Below are 20,534 nucleotides of genomic sequence, written 5' to 3' on the forward strand. Positions count from 1 at the left end.
TGTCCTCCCATCCACCGTCAATTCCCGCATGTGGGGAATTGGCGGTAACAGGCACCGCCCTCGACTGGGCATCGGAGATCGCAAAGCCGGCGGCGCATTGGTTTTCAAGGCCGCGGTGATGCATGAAAATGGCATTTTTTAGCCGTGGTGCCAACAGCTTGCAAGGATTGCTCATACAAGTTCGGACGATTTGTGCACAAACGAATCAAGCCGAAACCGGCCGCTGCGCGCGCCCCCAATGGCACTTCGATACAGCTCTCTCAATTGCCCTCTTCTCAAGCTTCATCGCGAATGGCAGACGAGGCGAAACGTGAAGCGGCGAGGAAGGTTCCCTCGATTTGTAGAAAAGCGTCGATCCGCTCAGCCCACTTGCTCGGTGATCCACTCCCGGAAGGCCAGGCTGATGGGGTTTTCGAGCTTACCCTCGGGCACGGCCAGATAATAGCTGTTTTCCGTCTTCATCGGCCGATCGAGCACGATGCTGAGCGTGCCGGCGGCAATTTCCTGCTCGATCAGGTAACGTGGCAGCAGCGCGAAACCGAGCCCCGCCGTCGCCGCTTCGATCACCATGGAGAACTGGTCGAAACGGTTGCCGCGATAGGCGCCGCGGCCGTCCATGTCGTTGGCCTCGAACCATTGCGCCCAGAGCTTCGGCCGCGTGGCGAGATGCAGCAATGGGCCGGCGACGAGATCCTCGGGGGTCTCGATCGGATGGTTCGCCAACAGGGCAGGGCTCGCAGCGGGCACGATGATCTCGCTGCACAGATAGCTGCAGGTGGCGCGCGCCCAGACCGGTTGGCCGTAGTGAATGGCGAGATCGAAGTTCTGCTCGTCGAAATCGAAGGGCGCGGAACGGGAGGCGATGTTCAGCACCGTATCCGGATGGCGCTTGAGGAAGTCGGGAAGGCGCGGCACCAGCCAGCGGCTGCCGAAAGTCGGCAGCGACGCGATCGAGAGCGTCGAGTCCGCCCGCGCCGAAGCCATGGCGCGCACCATCAGCTCCTCGGTCTGATTGAGGAGACGGCGAACCTCGGGCAGGAACTTCTGGCCGGCATCCGACAGGATCACCCGTTGGCGCACGCGCTCGAACAAAAGCACGCCGAGCTGGTTTTCGAGATCCTTGATCTGCCGGCTGACGGCGCTTTGGGTAAGGTTCAGCTCGGCAGCGGCCTGCGTGAAGCTGCCGTGTCGCGCCGCGCATTCGAACGCCTGCAGCGTCGTCACGTCGGGAACCAGCCTGCGGCTTAACTTCATTCCAGCCTCGCATCAACATAGTCAGAAGCAACGCGATCAATGGCCAGTTCGATCGGATATGATCCGAAATGAGAATGACCTTGTCCTTCACCCATAGCGCGAGGCGAGCCCCAGTGAAAGAGAATAGTTTCGTATCGGCCGACGACATCCGTTCGGCCTTTTCCGCAGCCATGTCGGTCATGTACCGCGACGAGGTGCCGGCCTACGGCACGCTGATGGAACTGGTCGCCAAGGTGAACGACGATACGCTCGCCGCCGACCCGCTCCTGAAGGAGCGCCTCGACGCCACCGATTCGCTCGACCGTATCTCCGAGGAACGCCACGGCGCGATCCGCCTCGGCACGCCCGCCGAGCTATCGATGATGCGTCGCGTCTTTGCCGTCATGGGCATGTACCCGGTCGGCTACTACGACCTGTCGACTGCCGGTGTGCCGGTGCACTCGACGGCCTTCCGCCCCGTTGGTGACGCCGCTCTGAAGCGCAATCCCTTCCGCGTTTTCACCTCGCTTCTGCGCCTGGACTTGATCGCTGACGAGAGCCTGCGCGCCGAGTCACAGGCGATCCTCGCCGAGCGCCGGATCTTTACGCCCGTCGCTGTCGAACTGACCGAAAAGGCTGAACGTGACGGCGGTCTCGACAAAGCCGACGCTGAGCGTTTCGTCTCGGAAGTGCTCGAAACCTTCCGCTGGCACGACAAGGCCAATGTCAGCGCCGACATGTACAAGCGTCTGCACGACGCCCATCGTCTGATCGCCGACGTCGTTTCCTTCAAGGGTCCGCACATCAATCACCTGACGCCGCGCACGCTCGACATCGACAAGGTGCAGGCGCTGATGCCGGAATACGAGATCGCACCGAAGGCCGTCGTCGAGGGCCCGCCGACCCGCAAGTGCCCGATCCTTTTGCGCCAGACCTCGTTCAAGGCGCTGGAAGAACCGGTTTCCTTCAAGGATGCCGACGGCGCCTGGAAGGCCGGCTCCCACACCGCCCGTTTCGGCGAGATCGAGCAGCGCGGCATCGCGCTGACCCCGAAGGGTCGTGCACTCTATGACGACCTGCTCGACGCCTCGCGCAAGATCGTCCGCCCGGCCGCCGACGGCTCCAATGCCCGCGAATACGAAGCGGCCCTCGCCAAGGCCTTCGAACCCTTCCCGGACAATTGGGCCGGCATCCGCGAAGCCGGCCTCGGCTATTTCAGCTACTCGCTGACGGAGAAAGGCCGCAAGGCCGGCGTCTCCCCGGCGCGTGACATCGAAGCGCTGATCGCGAGCGGTCTCGTCCAGTTCGACGCGATCGTCTACGAAGACTTCCTGCCGGTCAGCGCCGCGGGTATCTTCCAGTCGAACCTCGGCGACGGCGCCCAGCAGGACTTCGTCGCGAGCCCGAACCAGAAGCGCTTCGAAAGCGATCTCGGCGCCACCGTGCTCAACGAGTTCGATCACTATGCCGGCATTGAGCAGGCTTCGATCGAAAGCTGCATCCGGGCCTTGACCGGCGCGATCGCTGCGGAATGATGCTTTTCTGATGATCGACAAACGGCACATCGACGCGCTCGCCGACATCCTTGGAAACAAGGGGGTCGTTACGCGTCCTGAAGACCTGGAAGCCTACGAGACCGGCGCGCGCTACGATCGCGGCCGGACCTCGCTCGTGCTGCGGCCGGCAACGACGGAAGAAGTCTCTGCTGCAGTCGCCTATTGCGTCACGAACGGCATAGCGCTCATCCCGCAATCCGGCAACACCGGGCTCGTTTCCGGCTCGACCCCAGATCAATCGGGCGACGAGGCCGTGCTCAGCCTCGACCGGCTGGCGAAGCGCTTCGAGCTCGACCTCGACAATCGGTCGGTGCGGCTCGACGCCGGCTTTCGGCTGTCCGATCTCAACCGGCGCCTGGAAGAGCACGGCCTGTTCTTCCCGATCGATCTCGGCGCCGACCCGCGTATCGGTGGCATGATCGCCACCAATACCGGCGGTTCGCGCTTTCTGAAATATGGCGACGTGCGCCGCAACACCCTCGGGCTCAAGGTCGTTCTCGCAGACGAGGACGGCACCGTGCTCGACCTGCAATGCGACCTGCGCAAGAACAACACCGGCGTTGACTGGAAGCAGCTCTTTATCGGCACTTCGGGCGCCTTCGGCATCGTCACCGAATGCGTGCTGAACCTAGAACGCCTGCCGCAACAGACGGCAACCGCGCTGCTCGTTCCGGCAAGCGGCGCCCATGTACTGCCGTTGCTCCGCGCCATGGAAGAGCGGCTCGGCGCCTATCTCTCGGCCTTCGAGGGCATGTCGAAGAACGCCGTCAAGGCCGCCTTCGCCCATGTGCCGTCACTGAAGAACCCCTTCCAGGGCGGCAACGTTCCTGACTATGTCATCCTCGCCGAGATCAGCCGCACCTGGGCACCGCGCGACGGCGAACAGTCGCTCGACGCGGTATTGGAATCGGCACTTGCCGAGATCTGGGAAATGGAAGAGGCGCCGCTCGCCGATGCTTTCGTCGGCCCGCCGCATGAGATCTGGGCGCTGCGCCACGCTCTGTCCGAGGGCGTCAAGCATCTCGGCAAGCTGATCGCCTTCGACGTCTCCTTCCGCAGGGGTGACATCATGGCCTTCTGCGACCATATGAAGGCCGAAATGCCGGCGAAATTCCCTGATGTGACCGTCTGCGACTTCGGCCATATCGGCGACGGCGGCGTGCACTTCAACCTCGTCGTGCCGAAGGACAGCGACCTTCTCAAGGACGAGACCTTCGAACCGCGGCTGCGCGAATGGGTTTTCGCGGTCGCCGTTGAGGAGTATCACGGCAGCTTCAGCGCGGAACATGCGATCGGCCGCCGCAACCAGGCCTATTACGACATTTATACACCAGACAAACTCAAGGACATGGCCGCAGGCCTGAAGACGCTCACCTCGCCGGGAAAGCTCGGCAGCGTGCGCTTCGGATAGGTCAAGCCAGGAAAACGGGAGTCAGACCATGAACATCGCAACCAAAAAAGTCGACGTGACCAAGGAAGCCGCAGCGCTTCTCGAAAAGATGGGCGTCGCCAAGGAACTCTACACCGGCGGCGACATGCCGTCCTACAGCCCGGTCACCGGCGAGAAGATCGGCAACCTCAAGACGGTTTCGGCTGCGGAAGCCGCCGCCAAGATCGAAAAGGCTCATGAAGCCTTCAAGGCCTGGCGCCTGGTTCCGGCACCGAAGCGCGGCGAACTGATCCGCCTGCTCGGCGAAGAACTGCGCGCCTTCAAGGCCGACCTCGGCCGCCTGGTTTCGATCGAAGCCGGCAAGATCACCTCCGAAGGCCTCGGCGAAGTCCAGGAAATGATCGACATCTGCGATTTCGCCGTCGGTCTTTCCCGCCAGCTATACGGCCTGACGATCGCCACCGAGCGCCCCGGCCACCGCATGATGGAAACCTGGCATCCGCTGGGCGTCGTCGGCGTCATCTCGGCCTTCAACTTCCCGGTCGCCGTCTGGTCGTGGAACACGGCGCTGGCGCTCGTCTGCGGCAACTCCGTCGTCTGGAAGCCGTCGGAAAAGACCCCGCTCACGGCGCTTGCCTCGCAGGCAATCTTCGAGCGTGCACTCGCCCGCTTCGGCGATGCGCCGGAAGGCCTGTCGCAGGTTCTCATCGGCGACCGCACCGTCGGCGAAGTCCTCGTCGACAACCCGAAGGTTCCGCTCGTTTCGGCGACCGGTTCCACCCGCATGGGCCGCGACGTCGGCCCGCGCCTTGCCAAGCGTTTTGCCCGCGCCATCCTCGAACTCGGCGGCAACAATGCCGGCATCGTCTGCCCCTCGGCCGATCTCGACATGGCCTTGCGCGCCATCGCCTTCGGCGCCATGGGCACCGCCGGCCAGCGTTGCACCACCATGCGTCGTCTCTTCGTGCACGAGAGCGTCTATGACCAGCTCGTTCCGCGTCTGAAGAAGGCCTATGGCTCGGTCTCGGTCGGCAACCCGCTGGAATCGACCGCCCTCGTCGGCCCGCTCGTCGACAAGGCTGCTTTCGACAGCATGCAGAAGGCAATCGGCGAAGCCAAGACCCATGGCGGCACCGTCACCGGCGGCGAACGCGTCGAACTCGGCTATGATAACGGCTACTATGCCAAGCCGGCCCTCGTCGAAATGCCGAAGCAGGCTGGCCCGGTGCTCGAAGAGACCTTCGCGCCGATCCTCTACGTCATGAAGTACAGCGACTTCGACGCCGTCGTTGCCGACCACAATGCGGTCGCGGCCGGCCTGTCGTCCTCGATCTTCACCCGCGACATGCAGGAATCCGAACGCTTCCTGGCGGTCGACGGCTCGGATTGCGGCATCGCCAACGTCAACATCGGCACCTCGGGTGCTGAAATCGGCGGCGCCTTCGGCGGTGAGAAGGAAACCGGCGGCGGTCGCGAATCCGGCTCGGACTCGTGGAAGGCCTACATGCGCCGCGCCACCAACACGGTGAACTATTCGAAGGCTCTGCCGCTGGCGCAGGGCGTGTCGTTCGACATCGAATAATCGGCGCACTTAAGTAGGATTCGACCATGACCATCAACCAAACGGTCAAGGAGGCGGGCTTTCAGCCCGCCTCGCGGATCTCCTCGATCGGAGTCTCCGAAATCCTGAAAATCGGCGCCCGCGCGCAAGCCATGAAGCGCGAAGGCAAGCCGGTCATCATTCTCGGCGCTGGCGAGCCGGACTTCGACACGCCCGACTACGTCAAGGACGCCGCCTGCGAGGCGATCAAGCGCGGCGAAACCAAGTACACCGCACTCGACGGCACGCCGGACCTCAAGAAGGCGATCCGCGAAAAGTTCCAGCGTGAAAACGGCATTGCCTACGAGCAAGACGAGATCACGGTGGCAACCGGCGCCAAGCAGATCCTGTTCAACGCCATGATGGCGTCGATCAATCCCGGCGACGAGGTGATCATCCCGACGCCCTACTGGACCTCCTATTCGGATATCGTCCAGATCTGCGAAGGCAAGCCGGTTCTGATCCCCTGCGACGCCTCCTCGGGCTTCCGGCTGACAGCCGACAAGCTCGAAGCGGCAATCACGCCGAGGACGCGTTGGGTGCTCCTGAATTCGCCGTCGAACCCCTCGGGTGCCGCCTACAGCGCTGCCGACTACCGGCCGCTGCTCGACGTGCTCCTGAAGCATCCACATGTGTGGCTGCTGGTCGACGACATGTACGAGCACATCGTCTATGACGGCTTTCGCTTCGTCACCCCGGCCCAGCTCGAGCCGCGCCTGAAAGACCGCACTCTGACGGTCAACGGCGTCTCCAAGGCCTATGCCATGACCGGCTGGCGCATCGGTTATGCTGGCGGACCGCGTGACCTGATCAAGGCTATGGCCGTGGTCCAGAGCCAGGCAACCTCCTGCCCCTCCTCCGTCAGCCAGGCCGCTTCCGTCGCCGCGCTCACCGGGCCGCAGGAATTCTTGATGGAACGCACGGCCAGCTTCCAGCGTCGCCGCGACCTGGTCGTCCATGGCCTCAACGCCATCGACGGTCTCGACTGCCGCGTTCCGGAAGGTGCCTTCTACACCTTCTCCGGCTGCGCCGGCATGCTCGGCAAGGTCACACCCTCGGGCAAGACGATCGAGACGGATACGGACTTCTGCGCCTACCTGCTCGACGATGCCCACGTGGCCGTCGTTCCAGGCTCGGCCTTCGGCCTGTCGCCGTTCTTCCGCATCTCCTATGCGACGTCGGAAGCGGAACTGAAGGAAGCACTCAAGCGCATCGCCGACGCCTGCGCGCGGCTTTCGTAACGTACTGCGGACGGCGCCCCGGCGCCGTCCGTCCTCAAAACGTCGGCGGCGTACAGGCGCTGATCACCTCGCAAGGCACCGGCCCGACGCAGCGAAAGCGATGCGGCCGCCGGCTCTCAAAGTAATACGCATCCCCCGGCCCCAGTATCCGCCGCTCGTCATCGACGGTGACCTCGATGCGGCCCGAAAGCACGATGCCCCCCTCCTCACCATCATGCACCAGCGGCACCTTTCCAGTGTCCGCGCCCGGCTGGTAACATTCCTTCAGGATCTGCAGGCTGCGGCCGAAGAGGTTTTCGCCAATCTGCCGGTAGGAAATCGGCCCCTTGCCGATCTCGACCAGTTCTTCCGCTGCATAAAACGCCTTGCGCGGCCGCTCCGGCTCGAAGGAGAAGAATTCCGCAAGCCCGATCGGAATACCATCGAGGATGCGCTTCAGAGCACCGACGGACGGATTGGACGCGTTTGATTCGATCAGCGAGATCGTCGAGTTGGTGACGCCGGCGCGCTTGGCGAGTTCGCGTTGCGACAGATTGTGCATCAGCCTCAGATGGCGAAGCCGGTTTCCGATGTCGACTGTCATGCAGATCAAACCTTGGTGTTCAGGTTGTTCGAAATAGCGCAAATACACTGCATCGACCCGATGAAATTCAATGAGTTAAGTGACAGCAGAAAAGGACTTGTTTGGCAAATCAAATCATGGCGTCAATCGCCGACCTCAGGAGGATGCCATGAACCAGCACACCAAACCCAACGCTCCCGTACTCGACAGCTATTGGATGCCCTTTACCGCCAACCGGCAGTTCAAACAGGCACCGCGCCTGCTCGCCTCGGCCGAGGGCATGCACTACACCAGCACCGATGGCCGCACGATCCTCGACGGCACCGCCGGCCTCTGGTGCGTCAACGCCGGCCATGGTCGCCGCCAGATTGCCGCTGCCGTCGAGCGCCAGCTGTCGACCATGGATTTCGCGCCCTCCTTCCAGATGGGCCACCCGATCGCCTTCGATTTCGCCGAACGTCTCGCCGAGATCGCTCCGGGTCCTGAGGGCCAGAAGCTTGACCGCGTGTTCTTCACCGGCTCCGGCTCGGAATCGGTCGACACCGCCCTGAAGATCGCGATCGCCTACCAGCGCGCGATTGGCCAGGGCACCCGCACCCGCCTGATCGGCCGTGAGCGTGGATATCACGGTGTCGGCTTTGGCGGCATTTCGGTCGGCGGCATCCTCAACAACCGCCGCGTCTTCCCGCAGCTTCCCGGTTCGGACCACCTTCGCCACACCCACGACCTCGCCAAGAACGCCTTCGTCAAGGGCCAGCCGGAGCACGGCGCCGAACTTGCCGATGATCTCGAGCGGCTGGTGGCGCTGCACGGCGCCGAAACCATCTCCGCCTGCATCGTCGAACCGGTCGCCGGCTCGACCGGCGTGCTCATCCCGCCGAAGGGTTACCTGGAACGCCTGCGCGCCATCTGCGACAAGCACGGCATCCTCCTGATCTTCGACGAAGTCATCACCGGCTTCGGCCGCTTGGGCGCCCCCTTTGCGACGGATTTCTTCGGCGTCACGCCCGATCTGGTGACGACCGCCAAGGGGCTTACCAACGGCGCGATCCCGATGGGCGCTGTCTTTGCCAGCCGCAAGGTGCACGATGCTCTGATGCATGGTCCGGAAAACGCGATCGAGCTCTTCCACGGCTACACCTACTCCGGCCACCCGGCCGCTTGCGCCGCCGGCATCGCCACGCTCGACATCTACCGCGACGAGGGCCTGATGACCCGCGCTGTCGAGCTGCAGGACGCCTGGCACGATGCCATGCATTCCCTGAAGGGCCTGCCAAACGTCATCGACATCCGCACGATCGGCCTGATTGCCGGCATCGAGCTGCAGTCGCGCGACGGCGCTGTCGGCGCCCGCGCCTATGACGTCTTCGTCGATTGCTTCGAAAAGGGTCTGCTGATCCGCGTCACCGGCGACATCATCGCCTTCTCGCCGCCGCTGATCGCCGAAGAGAAGCATTTCGCCGAGATCGTTTCGATCCTTGGCGATGCGCTGAAGCGCGCCAAGTAAGTCAAAGCGAAGCAAGTCAAAACAGCGCCGCCGCCGCGGATATCGGCGGCGGCGTTTGCATTTCACATGCGGCGCCGAATCCGGCTAACATCTCTGCGAGAAAGCCGCGTCCTAGCGGATCAGCAGCGCCCGGAAATCGTTGACGTTCGTTCCGGTCGGTCCGGGCGCGAAGAGATCACCACTCGCGGCAAAGGCCGACCAGGCATCATGGCGGGCGAGGTGCAGGCGCGGATCGATGCCGGCCGCCCGCATGCGGGTTATGCTCTCACCGTCGGCAAAGGCGCCGGCATTGTCCTCGGAACCGTCGATGCCATCCGTATCCGCCGCAAGCGCATCAATGCCCGCAACGCCATCGATATCGAGCGCCAGCGACAGCAGCAATTCGCTGTTGCGCCCACCCTTGCCGTAGTCCTTGCCTGAGATCGTCACCGTCGTCTCGCCGCCGGAAAGCAGCACCACCGGCTTCTCGAAGGGGCGGCTCCTGAGCGCCACTTCACGAGCGAGCGCCGCATGCATGCGGCCGATATCACGCGCCTCTCCCTCGATCGCATCGGATAGAATACGCGCCTCGATACCGAGTTCGCGCGCCTTAGCCGCGGCCGCCTCCAGCGACACGCTCGCCGAGGCGATCACGTGGCATTCATGTCCGGCAAAACGCAGATCGTCCGGATCGGGCGCTCTTGCCGCTTCCGAGCGCAGATGCGCCATCACCCCATCGGGCAGCGCCATGCGGTAACGAGCAACGATATCAAGTGCCTCCGCCGGCGTGCTGCGATCCGGAACGGTTGGACCCGAGGCGACGAAGGCCGGATTGTCGCCGGGCACGTCGGAGACCACCAGGGTGACGACACGCGCCGGGAAAGCCGCCGCAGCGAGCCGACCGCCCTTGATGCGCGACACGTGCTTGCGGACCACATTCATCGCTGAGATCGGTGCACCGGAAGCAAGGAGCGCTTTGTTGACCGCAATCTCGTCGGCAAGCGTCAAGCCTTCAGGCGGCGCCGGCAGCAGGGCCGAGCCGCCGCCGGAAACCAGCGCAACCACGAGATCGTCGGCTGTCAGGTTGGAGACGGCGTAAAGCAGCACGCTCGAGGCCGCGAGGCCGGCTTCGTCCGGCACAGGGTGGGCCGATTGCAGCACCGTGATCCGCTCGCAATGTTCGATCGGGCCGTGTCGTGCCACCACCGTCCCGCGCAACGGATGCTTCCAGAGCCGCTCAAAGGCGGCCGCCATCTGGCTCGCCGCCTTGCCGGCGCCGACGACCACGGTCCGCCCCTTTGGCGGATCGGGCAGATGCGCCTTGATTGCCTCATAGGGGTCGGCGGCTCTTACGGCTTCCTCGAATAGCCGGGTCAGGAACGGGCGCGCTTCGAGCATGATCGTCACTCAATCGGCAATTTCGAGGTCGTAGACGAAGATACCGGCAACGCCGCCTTCGGCCGCAGCGACGATCTTGGCGCCGGTCTTGCGGTGCGCCTCGTCTTCCAGGTAGGCGTCGCGGGCCGCCGCATCGGTGAAGTCGACGATGAAACCTAGGCCATGGCCCTTGTCCATGCCCACTTCCGGGCTGACATTGCCACCGATATGGGCTGCCATGAAACCCGGCAACCGTGATTTCAGCGCGACGATCTCGTCGAAGATCGTTGCTTTCTCCTCCTCGGAGATTTCGGGGCGGAAGCGGATGAAGACGCAATGGCGGATCATGGGGACCTCAACGGATATCGGCGCGGGCGCGCGGGCGGCTGTCGTTACGTTCGTGGGCAAAGATGGCAGGCGGCAGGGGCTGGCGCTCGCGAATGATGTCGGCGCCCTTCTCCCCCATCATGATCGTCGGCCCGTTGGTGTTGCAAGAGGGAACGCGCGGCATCACCGAGCTGTCGCAGACGCGCAGTCCCTCCAGCCCCCGCACCTTGAGATCGAGGTCGACCACCGCCATGGCGTCCGTCCCCATCTTGCAGGTTCCGACGGGGTGGTGATCCGTCTTGGCATTGGCGCAGCCGTAGTCGAAGAACTGTTCATCGCTGATGACCGAATTGCCGGGAAGACGTTCCGCCATCACGAAAGGCTTCAGCGCCGCCTGCTGCATGATCTCGCGGGCGATCTTCAACCCCTCGATCGACATCTTGCGATCGTGCGGATCCTCCCAGTAGTTGGGATCGATCAACGGCGCTGCCGCCGGATCGGAGGACGAAAGCCGGACCGTGCCGCGCGAGCGCGGATGCAGATAGGCGGAATTGAGCGTCACGCCGGCGTTCTTCAATTTTTCGACGCCCGCCTCGATACCGGAGCCGAGCCCCAGATGGAACTGGATATCCGGCGAACGCGCATTGGGATCGGCATACCAGAAGCCCCCGGTTTCAAAGAGCGAGGACGCCACCGGACCGGAACGGAACAGCACATATTGCAGCCCGGCCCACAGCGTACGATGTAGTTTCGCCACGCCGTCATAGGTGTGGTCGCCGGTGCATTCGGAAATGACGAAGAGATCGAGGTGGTCCTGCAGGTTGCCGCCGACCCCGGGCAGGTCGTGCTTCACCGAGACGCCGACCGACTTCAGGTGATCCGCCGGGCCGATACCGGATTGCAACAGCAGCTTCGGCGAGCCGATGGCACCAGAGGAAACGAGCACCTCGCGCTCGGCCCGGATCACCTCGCTGCCCTTGCCGGTGACGACTTCGACGCCGACGGCGCGGGTGCCCTCAAGCACGATCCGCGCGACGCGCGCGCCGGTCCGGACCGTCAGATTACGGCGATCCTTGATCGGCGAGAGATAAGCAAGCGACGCGCTCGACCGGCGACGGTTGCGCTGGGTGAGCTGGTAGAAGCCGACGCCCGCCTGCTGGCGGCCGTTGAAATCATGGTTATAGGGAATGCCGAGTTCCTGGCCGGCGCGGATATAGGCGTCGCAGATCGGCAGCGCCGAGACCGGCATTGAGACGCCGAGCGGGCCGCCATAGGCGTGATAGTCGTCGGCAAAACGCTGGTTGTCTTCGCAGCGTTTGAAATAGGGAAGCACGCTGCGATAGTCCCAGCCGGTGCAGCCGTCCTCGGAGGCCCAGAGATCGTAGTCGGCGGCGTTGCCGCGGGTATAGAGTTGGGCATTGATCGACGAGCCGCCGCCGATGACCTTGGCCTGGGTATAGCGCAGCACCCTGCCCTTCATGTGCTTCTGCGGCACGGTCTCCCAGCCCCAGCTGGCAACACCCTTGGTCATCTTGGCGAAACCGGCTGGCATGTGGAACAGCGGGTTCCAGTCGCCGCCGCCGGCCTCCAGCAGCAGCACGCGCACCGACGAATCCTCGGAGAGGCGGTTGGCAAGAACGCAGCCGGCCGGGCCGGCACCGGTGATGATGTAGTCGTAGCTCATTCTCTGTTTTCCTCCGCCGCCGCCATTTGGAACGTTCCAAATTTTCGACGTGATAACTCCAAACCCTGCCCGCTTGCGAGCGTCCGTAAAATCCTGCCTGTTTCCTAGAGTCGGCCGATCGAAAGGCCGCCATCCGCCTGGATGACGGAACCCGTGGCAAAGCCGAAAGTGCCGCCGGCGAGACCGGCCACCATGTTGCCGATATCCTCCGGCTCGCCCCAACGGTGCATCGGCACCAGCCCGCCATCGATCAGGGTGTCGTATTTCGCCGAGACGCCCGCGGTCATGTCGGAGCGGATGATACCCGGCCGGATCTCGAAGACCGAGATTCCGGTATTGGCGAGCCGGAGCGCCAGCCCCTGGCTGAAGGCGGCAAGCCCGGCCTTGGTCATGCAATAGTCGAGCCGCTCCGGCGAACTCATCGTCGCCGAAACCGAGGTGATGTTGATAATCGACCGCGGCGTCACATCGGCCGGATCGGTCAGCATCGACACCAGAACCGCTTGGGTGAAGAACACCGTGCCGCGCAGGTTGGTGGCGACGATCGTGTCGAAATTCTCCGGCAGCAGGTCGAGGAAATCGCCCCTGACGACCGAGGCGATGCCGGCATTGTTGACGAGGCAGCGGATCGGACCGAGTTCGTTACGGATGCGCTCGACGGTGGCGCCATGCCCGCCGACATCGGCAAGATTGGCCTCGATGTAGATGGCCCGGCCGCGATCGCCCGCAAGTTCGGCAAGCGTCTGGTCCGTGGCAGTGTCTGGAGCGCCGAGACCGGTGATCGCGATGTCGAAACCCTCGCGCGCAAGCGCGCGGGCAACGCCGAGCCCGATGCCGCGGCGGCCGCCGGTGACGATGGCGACGGGACGCGTCGATGACGTCATGATCGGAACTCCTTCGCAACGATATGGTCGGCGACGCGCAGCGCCTGGGCGGCAACCGTCAGCGCCGGATTGACGGCAGCAGACGTGGGCAGGAAGCTCGCGTCGACGACAAAAAGGTTCGGGTGGTCGAAAGCACGGCAATAAACGTCGAGCGGCGCATCCTTCGGGTCCTTGCCCATGCGCACCGTGCCGCACTGGTGCGACGGCGTGCGCTTGTCGAAGGCCTGGGATAGCACGATCGGATAGCCGGCGGCCTTGAAGTGCGCGCGCATCTTCGCTTCGAGCCCGGAAAGTGCCTCCATGTTCGAGCGCCGCCACTGCATGATGATGCCCTTGCCGTCGACCATGATACGACTTTCCGGGTTCGGCAGGTCCTCGGTCATCATGTACCAGTCGACCGCATGACCGGCCATGAAGTCGAAGGCGAAGCGCGGTGCCCAGACCGGCGCATTGGCCTTGAGGATGTCGGCGTTGATCTTGCCGAGCAGCTGGACATTGCCGAGCGGCAAACCGTCCCGGCCGCCGGTCAGGTAATAATCGTTCAGCATCAGCGTCTTCTGGTAGATGCTGTCATTGCGCCGGAACGGATTGATCGCCAGCATGGCGCTGCAATTGTGGTTCATGAAGTTGCGGCCGACCTGGTCGGAAGCGTTTGCCAGCCCCTTGCCGTCGCCGGAGCGCAGCAGGATGGCCGCCGAATTGATCGCGCCCGCCGCCAGGATCACCAGCATCGGCGACAGGCGCTTCTTCTCGCCCCTGTGGGTGTAGTGGATCGCCTCGATCCGCCCGCCCGGGCCTGCCTCCAGCGTGTCGACATGGGCTGAGGTGATCAGCTCGATATTGGGGTCCTTCAGGGCGGCCGCGAGCGATGCGGTCTCGGCATCCTTCTTGCCCTCGCCGGTGTTGGGAAATCCGTCCCATGGCGTGCGCCCGCCGGCGAGCCACGTCTCGATATCGACACCGAGCGGCAGCGTCGCCGGGTGCAGTCCCTGCGCCTTCAACTCGGCGCGCGCGCGGGCAATCGCCGGCTCGTCCGGTACCGGGCCGTGAGGATAGGGCGAAGCGTGGAACGGCTCCGTCGGGTCCTGGCCCAGCTCGCCGCGCACCTCGAACAATTGCTCGGCCTTGCCGTACCACGGCTCCAGCTCTTCATAGGCAAAGGGCCAGGCCGGCGAGACGCCGCCAAGGTGCTGCATCTCGGTGAAATCCTCGGCACGGTAGCGCAGGAGCACCGCGCCGAAGAGCTTGGAATTGCCGCCGACGAAGTAGAAATTTCCCGGATTGAACTCGGCACCATCGGGCTCGCGCCACATCTCCCTGGGTCGGAAATGGCCCTTGACGAATATCGAGCTGTAGCTGCGTGCCTCCGGCGTGTCGGGCAGGCGCTCGCCGCGCTCGAGGATGGCGATGCGGGCACCGGAGCCGGCAAGCCCCGCCGCAATGGTGGAGCCGCCGATACCCGACCCGATGATGACGATGTCCGGCTGCTCCTGCATCGTTCGTTACACGATCCGCTGCTGGCTCTGCGGGTCGAAGAACACCGCCTTGTCGAGGTTGAAGGCAAGGCGCGAGGTCTGGCCGGGGGCGATGCGCGCATCGGCGCGCAGGCGAGCAACGACCTCCTTGCCGCCGAGACGGGTCACCGCGAAAGTGTCCGAACCCGCGGGCTCAACCACCTCGATCAGGCATTCACCTTCGACGATCGCCTTGGCATTGCGGTCGGCCCCGTCAGGATCGGTCAGCGCTTCCGGACGGATGCCGAAGACGACGTCCTTGCCGGCATAGGCGGCGAGTGCGCCGTTATGCGGCACCGCCAGCTTCATCGGCTCGGCGTTCGGGCGCGCGAGCGTGACGGCAACGTCGGAACCGCTCTTTTCGATGCGCGCCGTCAACAGGTTCATGGCCGGCGAGCCCATGAAGTCGGCGACGAACATGTTGGCCGGATTGTTGTAGATCTCCGCCGGCGTTCCGAACTGCTGCAGCACGCCGTCCTTCAAGACCGCGATCTTGGTCGCCAGCGTCATCGCCTCGATCTGGTCGTGCGTGACGTAGACGATCGTCGTCTTCATGCGATGGTGCAGGCGCTTGATCTCGGTGCGCATGTCGACGCGCAGCTTGGCGTCGAGGTTGGACAGCGGCTCGTCGAACAGGAAGACCTGCGGGTTGCGCACCAGCGCACGGCCCATGGCGACGCGCTGGCGCTGACCGCCGGAAAGCTGGCTCGGCTTGCGGTCGAGCAAATGGCCGATCTGCAGCATGTCGGCGACCTGCTTGATCGCCTTTTCGCGCTCGTCCTTCGGCACGCCGCGGATTTCCATGCCGAAGGCGATGTTTCCGGCGACCGTCATGTTCGGATAGAGCGCGTAGGACTGGAACACCATGGCGATGTCGCGCTTCGACGGATGCAGATCGGCGACCGAGCGGCCATTGATGGCGATCTCCCCCGACGTGATCGGCTCCAGCCCGGCAATCGTGTTGAGCAGCGTGGACTTGCCGCAGCCCGAGGGGCCGACGAGCACGAGGAAACCACCCTTTTCAATCTCCAGGTTGATGTCCTTCAGGATCTCGAGCGAGCCATAGGATTTGCGCAGGTTGCTGATTTTCAAGAAAGACATGAGCCTATCCTTTCACGGCGCCCGACATCAGCCCGCGAACGAAGTAGCGGCCGGACACGATGTAGACGATGAGCGTTGGCAGGGCGGCAAGGATCGCGCCCGCGAAGTGAACGTTGTATTCCTTGACGCCTGTCGAGGACGAAACGAGGTTGTTGAGCGCAACCGTCATCGGCGTCGAATAGGGGCCGGAGAAAGACGCACCGAACAGGAAGTCATTCCAGATATTGGTGAACTGCCAGATGACCGAAACGACGATGATCGGGCCAGACGACGGCAGGAGGATACGCCAGAAGATCTGGAAGAAGCTGGCGCCATCGATCTGCGCCGCGCGCACCAGTTCCGTCGGAAACGCCTCGTAGTAGTTGCGGAAGTAAAGCGTCGTGAAGCCGAGGCCGTAGATCACATGGACGAAGATCAGGCCCCAGATCGAACCGGCGAGCCCGAGGATGCCAAGGATACGCGCCATCGGGATCAGCACGATCTGGAACGGGATGAAGCACGAGAGCAGCAGCATGCCGAAGAAGATGTTGGCACCCGGGAAGCGCCACTTCGTCAGCACATAACCGTTGAGCGCGCCGATGATCGTCGAGATCGCCACGGCCGGAACGACCATCAGGATCGAGTTGATGAAGAATGGCTTGAGGCCAGTCGGCTGAACGCCGATCTGCGCCGTCGACCAGGCCTGAAGCCAGGGCTCGATCGTCCAGGTTTGCGGCAGGTTGAGCATGCCGCCCTGGCGGATCTCATCGAGCGGCTTCACCGAGTTCACCAGCATCACATAGAGCGGCAGCAGCGAATAGAGCGCGAAGAGGATCAGCGCGGTGTAGATCAGCGCGCGGGTGAGGCGGTTGTGCGAGATGATGTTGTCTGGGCTCGGAGCGCTCATCAGCGTTTTGCTCCCCGGATTTCGGAATAGAGATACGGAACGATGATCGAGAAGATCATCACCAGCATGATGATCGCCGAGGACGCGCCGATGCCCATCTGGTTGCGGGTGAAGGTGTAGGAATACATGAAGGTCGCTGGCAGTTCGGTCGCCTGCCCCGGGCCGCCGCCGGTCAAGGCGATGATCAGGTCGTAGGCCTTGATCGCCAGGTGCGCGAGCACCACGAAGGCCGACAGGAACACCGGCCGCATCAAGGGAATGATGATCCGGCGATAGATCGTCGAGGTCTTGGCGCCGTCGATCTGTGCTGCCTTGATAATCTCGTTGTCGACGCCGCGAAGGCCGGCCAGGAACATCGCCATGATGAAGCCGGTCGACTGCCAGACAGCGGCAATCACGACGCAGTAGATCGCGTAGTTGCGGTCCTTGATCCAGTTGAAGGAGAAGCTCTCCCAGCCCCAGAGATGCATGGTGTTTTCAAGACCGATGCCAGGATCGAGGAACCACTTCCAAGCCGTTCCCGTCACGATGAACGAGAGCGCCATCGGATAGAGGTAGATCGGCCGCAGGAAACCTTCGGCCCGGATCTTCTGGTCGAGCAGGATCGCCAACCCAAGGCCGAGCACGGAGCAGATGGCGATATAGAGCGCGGCGAAGATCGCCAGGTTGCTCACCGCCCGCCACCAGTGCGGCAGTGCCCACAGCTTCGCGTAATTGCTGAACCCGACGAAATTGTAGGACGGCAGCATCTTGCTGTCCGTCATCGACAGGAAGCCGGTATAGGCAATGAAGCCATAGACAAAGATCAGGACGATAAGGAAGCTCGGGGCAAGGACCAGCTTCGGTATCAGGTCCTGCAGGCGGCTGCGGCTATCCATGAACGTTCACCACTTCTGGCGCGGCCGTCGGGAAATCCCTGATATCGGCATCCGCGCGAGGTTCTGGGTATCGAAGCGCCCTTCCCCGCGTCCTATTGGCCACGGCGGTACGACGACGCTTGCATGTCGGAATGGGTGTCCGGGGCGCTTTGAGCGCCCCGGAACGAGCCCGTTACTTCGCGGCCTCGACCGCTGTGACCAGTTCCTTGACGGCCTCTTCGGACGTCAGTTCGCCGTTGAACTCACGCGTCACGACGTCGTAGATCGCGTTCTTGACGGCAGCCGGGTTGGCATGGCCATGCGCCATGGAACCGAAAAGCTTGCCGTTGCTGTTGGCTTCGGCGAGGTCCTTGATGCCCTTCTTGCCGCAAGCGTCGAAGTCCGTGTCCGGAACGTCGGTGCGGGCCGGGACCGAACCCTTGACCACGTTGAAGGCCGACTGGAAGGTCGGGCTTTCGATGGCCGAAGCCATGGCGAGCTGCGCCGGAACCTTGTCGTCAGCAACCTTGAACATCGCGAACTGGTCGGAGTTGAAGGTGACCGAGCCTTGCGTGCCCGGGAAGCGCATGCAGACGAAATCGGTGCCAGGCACCTTCTTGGCCTTCAGGAACTCGCCCTTCGCCCAGTCGCCCATGAACTGCAGGCCGGCCTTGTTCTCGATGACCATGGCGGAAGCGAGGTTCCAGTCGCGACCGGAGAAGTTGTCGTCGACATACGAGCGCAGCTTCGTCATGCGATCGAAGGCTTCCTTCATCTTGTCGCCGCCGAGCGCTGCCGGGTCGAGGTCGATAAAGGCCTGCTTGTAGAAGTCGGTGCCGAGCGAAAGCACGACAGCGTCGAAGATCGTCGCATCCTGCCAGGGCTGGCCGCCATGGGCGATCGGGGTGATCCCTTGAGCCTTGAAGTTGTCGAGCAGCGCGATCAGTTCGTCCCAATTGGCCGGTTCCTTGCCGCCAGCCTTGTCCAGTGCGGCCTTGTTGATCCAGACCCAGTTGGTCGAGTGGACGTTGACCGGAGCTGCGATCCAGTGGCCGTCATACTTCGAGAACTGCTGCAGGGCCGTCGGCACAACCTTGTCCCAGCCTTCCTTGGCAGCGGTTTCATCGAGGTTGCCGAGCGCGCCTTCCTTGGCCCAGTCGAGAATGTCGAAGCCGAGCATCTGAACGGCGGTCGGAGCGTTGCCCGCGGTGACGCGAGCGCGCAGAACGGTCATGGCTTCCGTACCGCCACCGCCGGCAACCGGCATGTCGGTCCAGGTGATGCCCTTGCTTTCCAGATCCTTCTTCAGGACGTCGAGTGCGGCAGCTTCGCCACCGGATGTCCACCAGTGCAGAACTTCCACGTTTTCGGCTGCGCGCGCGGCGGTGGCCGCCATCATCAGCGCCACAACGGCCGTCGTCGTCATCAACTTGCGCATCGTTATCCTCCCGTTTGCAAGTTTTCGAAGTGGAACCTCCTTCCACCCCGGAATTCGCGCCGCTCTAGCCAGCGGCTGGCCATTTAAAACGTTATAAATTCAGCAAGTCAAGCATTGCGCCATTTTGTATTTTAGCACCTTCAGAACCGATTGAATTTGCTGAATTATATAGCACACATTGGCTTTTGCAGTGCAGCAAACCATGCCGCGATGCGAGATTTAAAACGTTTTCATGATTCGATTGCCTAAGCGTTCGCACCACGTTACAAAACCCGCTCTCGCCCGCTCTCAGGATGACTTGCATTGGCCGATCCCTCCAAGCCCGCCCATCGCGAAGACGGTGGCTCCACCGCCAAGCGCGGCAAGCCGACCCTTCGCACGATCGCGGAAATCACCGGCCTTGCGGTCACCACCGTATCCCGCGCGCTTTCCGATGCGCCGCAGATTTCGCTCGATACCCGCAAGCGGGTGCGCGAGGTCGCCGATGAGATCGGCTACTCGCCCGACCGCGCCGCCCAGCGCCTGAAGACCGGCCGCACCAATGTCATCGGCGTGCTGCTCGACCCGCATGAGGAAATCCTCGGCTACGGCACTTCGATCATGAGCGGCATCGCCAAGGCGCTGCAGGGCACGGCGTTTCACCTGATCGTCATGCCGAACTTCCTGAATTCGACCAATGTCGAGGCGGTCAACTACATCACCCGCAACGGCATGGCCGATGGCCTGATCTTCTCGCGCACGGAACCGCTCGATCCCCGCGTCCGGCTGCTGTCCGATCTCGGCTTTCCCTTCGTCACCCACGGGCGCACCGAGCTTTCCACCCCGCACCCCTATGTCGACTACGACAATTTCACCTTTTCCTATCAGGCGACGAAACGGCTGATCGCCAAGGGCAGGCGCAAGCCGGCGCTGATCAGCGGCCCCGCCGACTTCACCTTCGCCGGTCATCTGCAGCATGGCTTCATGACCGCCGTGCGCGAGGCCGGCTGCGCCTATGAGATCCTCACCGGCATCGACCTCGACAGTCCCGCCGGCGCGATCCGCGACCGTATCCGGCAGCGCTACGCCGAGCCCGGTCCGCCGGACAGTTTCATGTGCGGCGGGGAGGTCTGCGCGCTCGCAACCATCACCGGCATGAGCGATTGCGGGCTGACGCTTGGCCGCGAATACGACATCGTCGCCAAGCAGACCTCGCATCTGCTGAGCGCCATCCAGCCGCAGGTCGAGACGATCTACGAAGACCTGACGGCAACCGGCGAGGACATGGGCCGGGTGCTCCTGCAGAAGATCGGCGGCGAAAGCGACGTCAGTAAGCTGCAACTGTTGCTCTGTCCGCAGATCCCCGCGAGTTTCAGCACGGCGGGCTGAGCGGGCGGAAAAGATGCGCAAGGCCGCGTC

At 63.4% G+C, this 20,534-nt stretch carries 17 protein-coding genes; 6 read left to right on the plus strand and 11 right to left on the minus strand.

The genetic code is table 11. The features are described 5' to 3' along the window. Positions 1–360 precede the first annotated feature (360 nt). Positions 361–1,254, minus strand: coding sequence for a LysR family transcriptional regulator (locus AC3WWH_RS11835; protein WP_057254863.1), 894 nt, complete (start codon positions 1,252–1,254; stop codon positions 361–363). 113 nt (positions 1,255–1,367) lie between these two features. On the opposite strand from AC3WWH_RS11835, the gene hglS reads away from it, so the two are divergent. The 4 genes from hglS to AC3WWH_RS11855 are packed head-to-tail and all read left to right on the plus strand — an operon-like array spanning position 1,368 to position 7,020. Then, positions 1,368–2,768, plus strand: a complete 1,401-nt coding sequence (gene hglS / locus AC3WWH_RS11840) for a 2-oxoadipate dioxygenase/decarboxylase HglS (protein WP_058321654.1) — start codon at positions 1,368–1,370, stop codon at positions 2,766–2,768. 10 nt (positions 2,769–2,778) lie between these two features. Next, positions 2,779–4,200 (plus strand): FAD-binding oxidoreductase, encoded by a 1,422-nt coding sequence (locus AC3WWH_RS11845; protein WP_058321653.1) that lies wholly within the window; start codon positions 2,779–2,781, stop codon positions 4,198–4,200. A 28-nt stretch (positions 4,201–4,228) separates the two neighbouring features. Then, complete coding sequence (gene amaB / locus AC3WWH_RS11850; protein ID WP_057254860.1) at positions 4,229–5,761, plus strand: L-piperidine-6-carboxylate dehydrogenase; 1,533 nt, start codon at positions 4,229–4,231, stop codon at positions 5,759–5,761. Positions 5,762–5,787: 26 nt separating this feature from the next. Then, positions 5,788–7,020, plus strand: coding sequence for a pyridoxal phosphate-dependent aminotransferase (locus tag AC3WWH_RS11855; protein ID WP_058321652.1), 1,233 nt, complete (start codon positions 5,788–5,790; stop codon positions 7,018–7,020). Between the two features lie 34 nt (positions 7,021–7,054). Here AC3WWH_RS11855 and AC3WWH_RS11860 read toward each other — a convergent pair whose 3' ends face one another. Further along, the gene (locus AC3WWH_RS11860; RefSeq protein ID WP_053251695.1) at positions 7,055–7,603 is read right to left on the minus strand and encodes a cupin domain-containing protein; all 549 of its coding nucleotides are present in this window, start codon (positions 7,601–7,603) and stop codon (positions 7,055–7,057) included. Positions 7,604–7,751: 148 nt separating this feature from the next. Here AC3WWH_RS11860 and aptA point away from each other — a divergent pair, with 148 nt between their 5' ends. After that, complete coding sequence (gene aptA, locus AC3WWH_RS11865; RefSeq protein ID WP_058321651.1) at positions 7,752–9,089, plus strand: omega-aminotransferase AptA; 1,338 nt, start codon at positions 7,752–7,754, stop codon at positions 9,087–9,089. Positions 9,090–9,200: 111 nt separating this feature from the next. Here the strand turns inward: aptA and AC3WWH_RS11870 are convergent, their stop codons facing one another. The 9 genes from AC3WWH_RS11870 to AC3WWH_RS11910 form a co-directional block, all read right to left on the minus strand. Further along, the gene (locus AC3WWH_RS11870; RefSeq protein WP_058321790.1) at positions 9,201–10,466 is read right to left on the minus strand and encodes a glycerate kinase type-2 family protein; all 1,266 of its coding nucleotides are present in this window, start codon (positions 10,464–10,466) and stop codon (positions 9,201–9,203) included. Positions 10,467–10,475: 9 nt separating this feature from the next. Next, positions 10,476–10,793 carry a Dabb family protein gene (locus AC3WWH_RS11875; protein WP_057254857.1) on the minus strand — a complete coding sequence of 106 codons (318 nt, stop codon included), beginning with the start codon at positions 10,791–10,793 and terminating at the stop codon, positions 10,476–10,478. Between the two features lie 7 nt (positions 10,794–10,800). Further along, on the minus strand, positions 10,801–12,456 hold the full coding sequence (locus AC3WWH_RS11880; protein ID WP_058321650.1) for a GMC family oxidoreductase: 1,656 nt from the start codon (positions 12,454–12,456) through the stop codon (positions 10,801–10,803). A 104-nt stretch (positions 12,457–12,560) separates the two neighbouring features. After that, complete coding sequence (locus AC3WWH_RS11885) at positions 12,561–13,340, minus strand: 3-ketoacyl-ACP reductase (RefSeq protein ID WP_058321649.1); 780 nt, start codon at positions 13,338–13,340, stop codon at positions 12,561–12,563. Next, positions 13,337–14,836, minus strand: coding sequence for an FAD-dependent oxidoreductase (locus tag AC3WWH_RS11890; RefSeq protein WP_058321648.1), 1,500 nt, complete (start codon positions 14,834–14,836; stop codon positions 13,337–13,339). Before AC3WWH_RS11890 ends, AC3WWH_RS11885 begins: the two co-directional genes overlap by 4 nt. A gap of 6 nt (positions 14,837–14,842) precedes the next feature. Continuing rightward, positions 14,843–15,955, minus strand: coding sequence for an ABC transporter ATP-binding protein (locus AC3WWH_RS11895; RefSeq protein WP_057254853.1), 1,113 nt, complete (start codon positions 15,953–15,955; stop codon positions 14,843–14,845). Positions 15,956–15,959: 4 nt separating this feature from the next. Next, positions 15,960–16,841, minus strand: coding sequence for a carbohydrate ABC transporter permease (locus AC3WWH_RS11900; protein ID WP_058321647.1), 882 nt, complete (start codon positions 16,839–16,841; stop codon positions 15,960–15,962). Further along, positions 16,841–17,719 (minus strand): carbohydrate ABC transporter permease, encoded by an 879-nt coding sequence (locus AC3WWH_RS11905; protein ID WP_057254851.1) that lies wholly within the window; start codon positions 17,717–17,719, stop codon positions 16,841–16,843. Before AC3WWH_RS11905 ends, AC3WWH_RS11900 begins: the two co-directional genes overlap by 1 nt. 172 nt (positions 17,720–17,891) lie before the next feature. Next, positions 17,892–19,124, minus strand: a complete 1,233-nt coding sequence (locus AC3WWH_RS11910; protein ID WP_373419844.1) for an ABC transporter substrate-binding protein — start codon at positions 19,122–19,124, stop codon at positions 17,892–17,894. 315 nt (positions 19,125–19,439) lie between these two features. Here AC3WWH_RS11910 and AC3WWH_RS11915 point away from each other — a divergent pair, with 315 nt between their 5' ends. Beyond that, complete coding sequence (locus AC3WWH_RS11915; protein ID WP_058321646.1) at positions 19,440–20,504, plus strand: LacI family transcriptional regulator; 1,065 nt, start codon at positions 19,440–19,442, stop codon at positions 20,502–20,504. The last annotated feature ends 30 nt before the right edge of the window (positions 20,505–20,534 follow it).

The sequence above is a fragment of the Ensifer sp. EB106-03-01-XG145 genome (assembly GCF_058792075.1).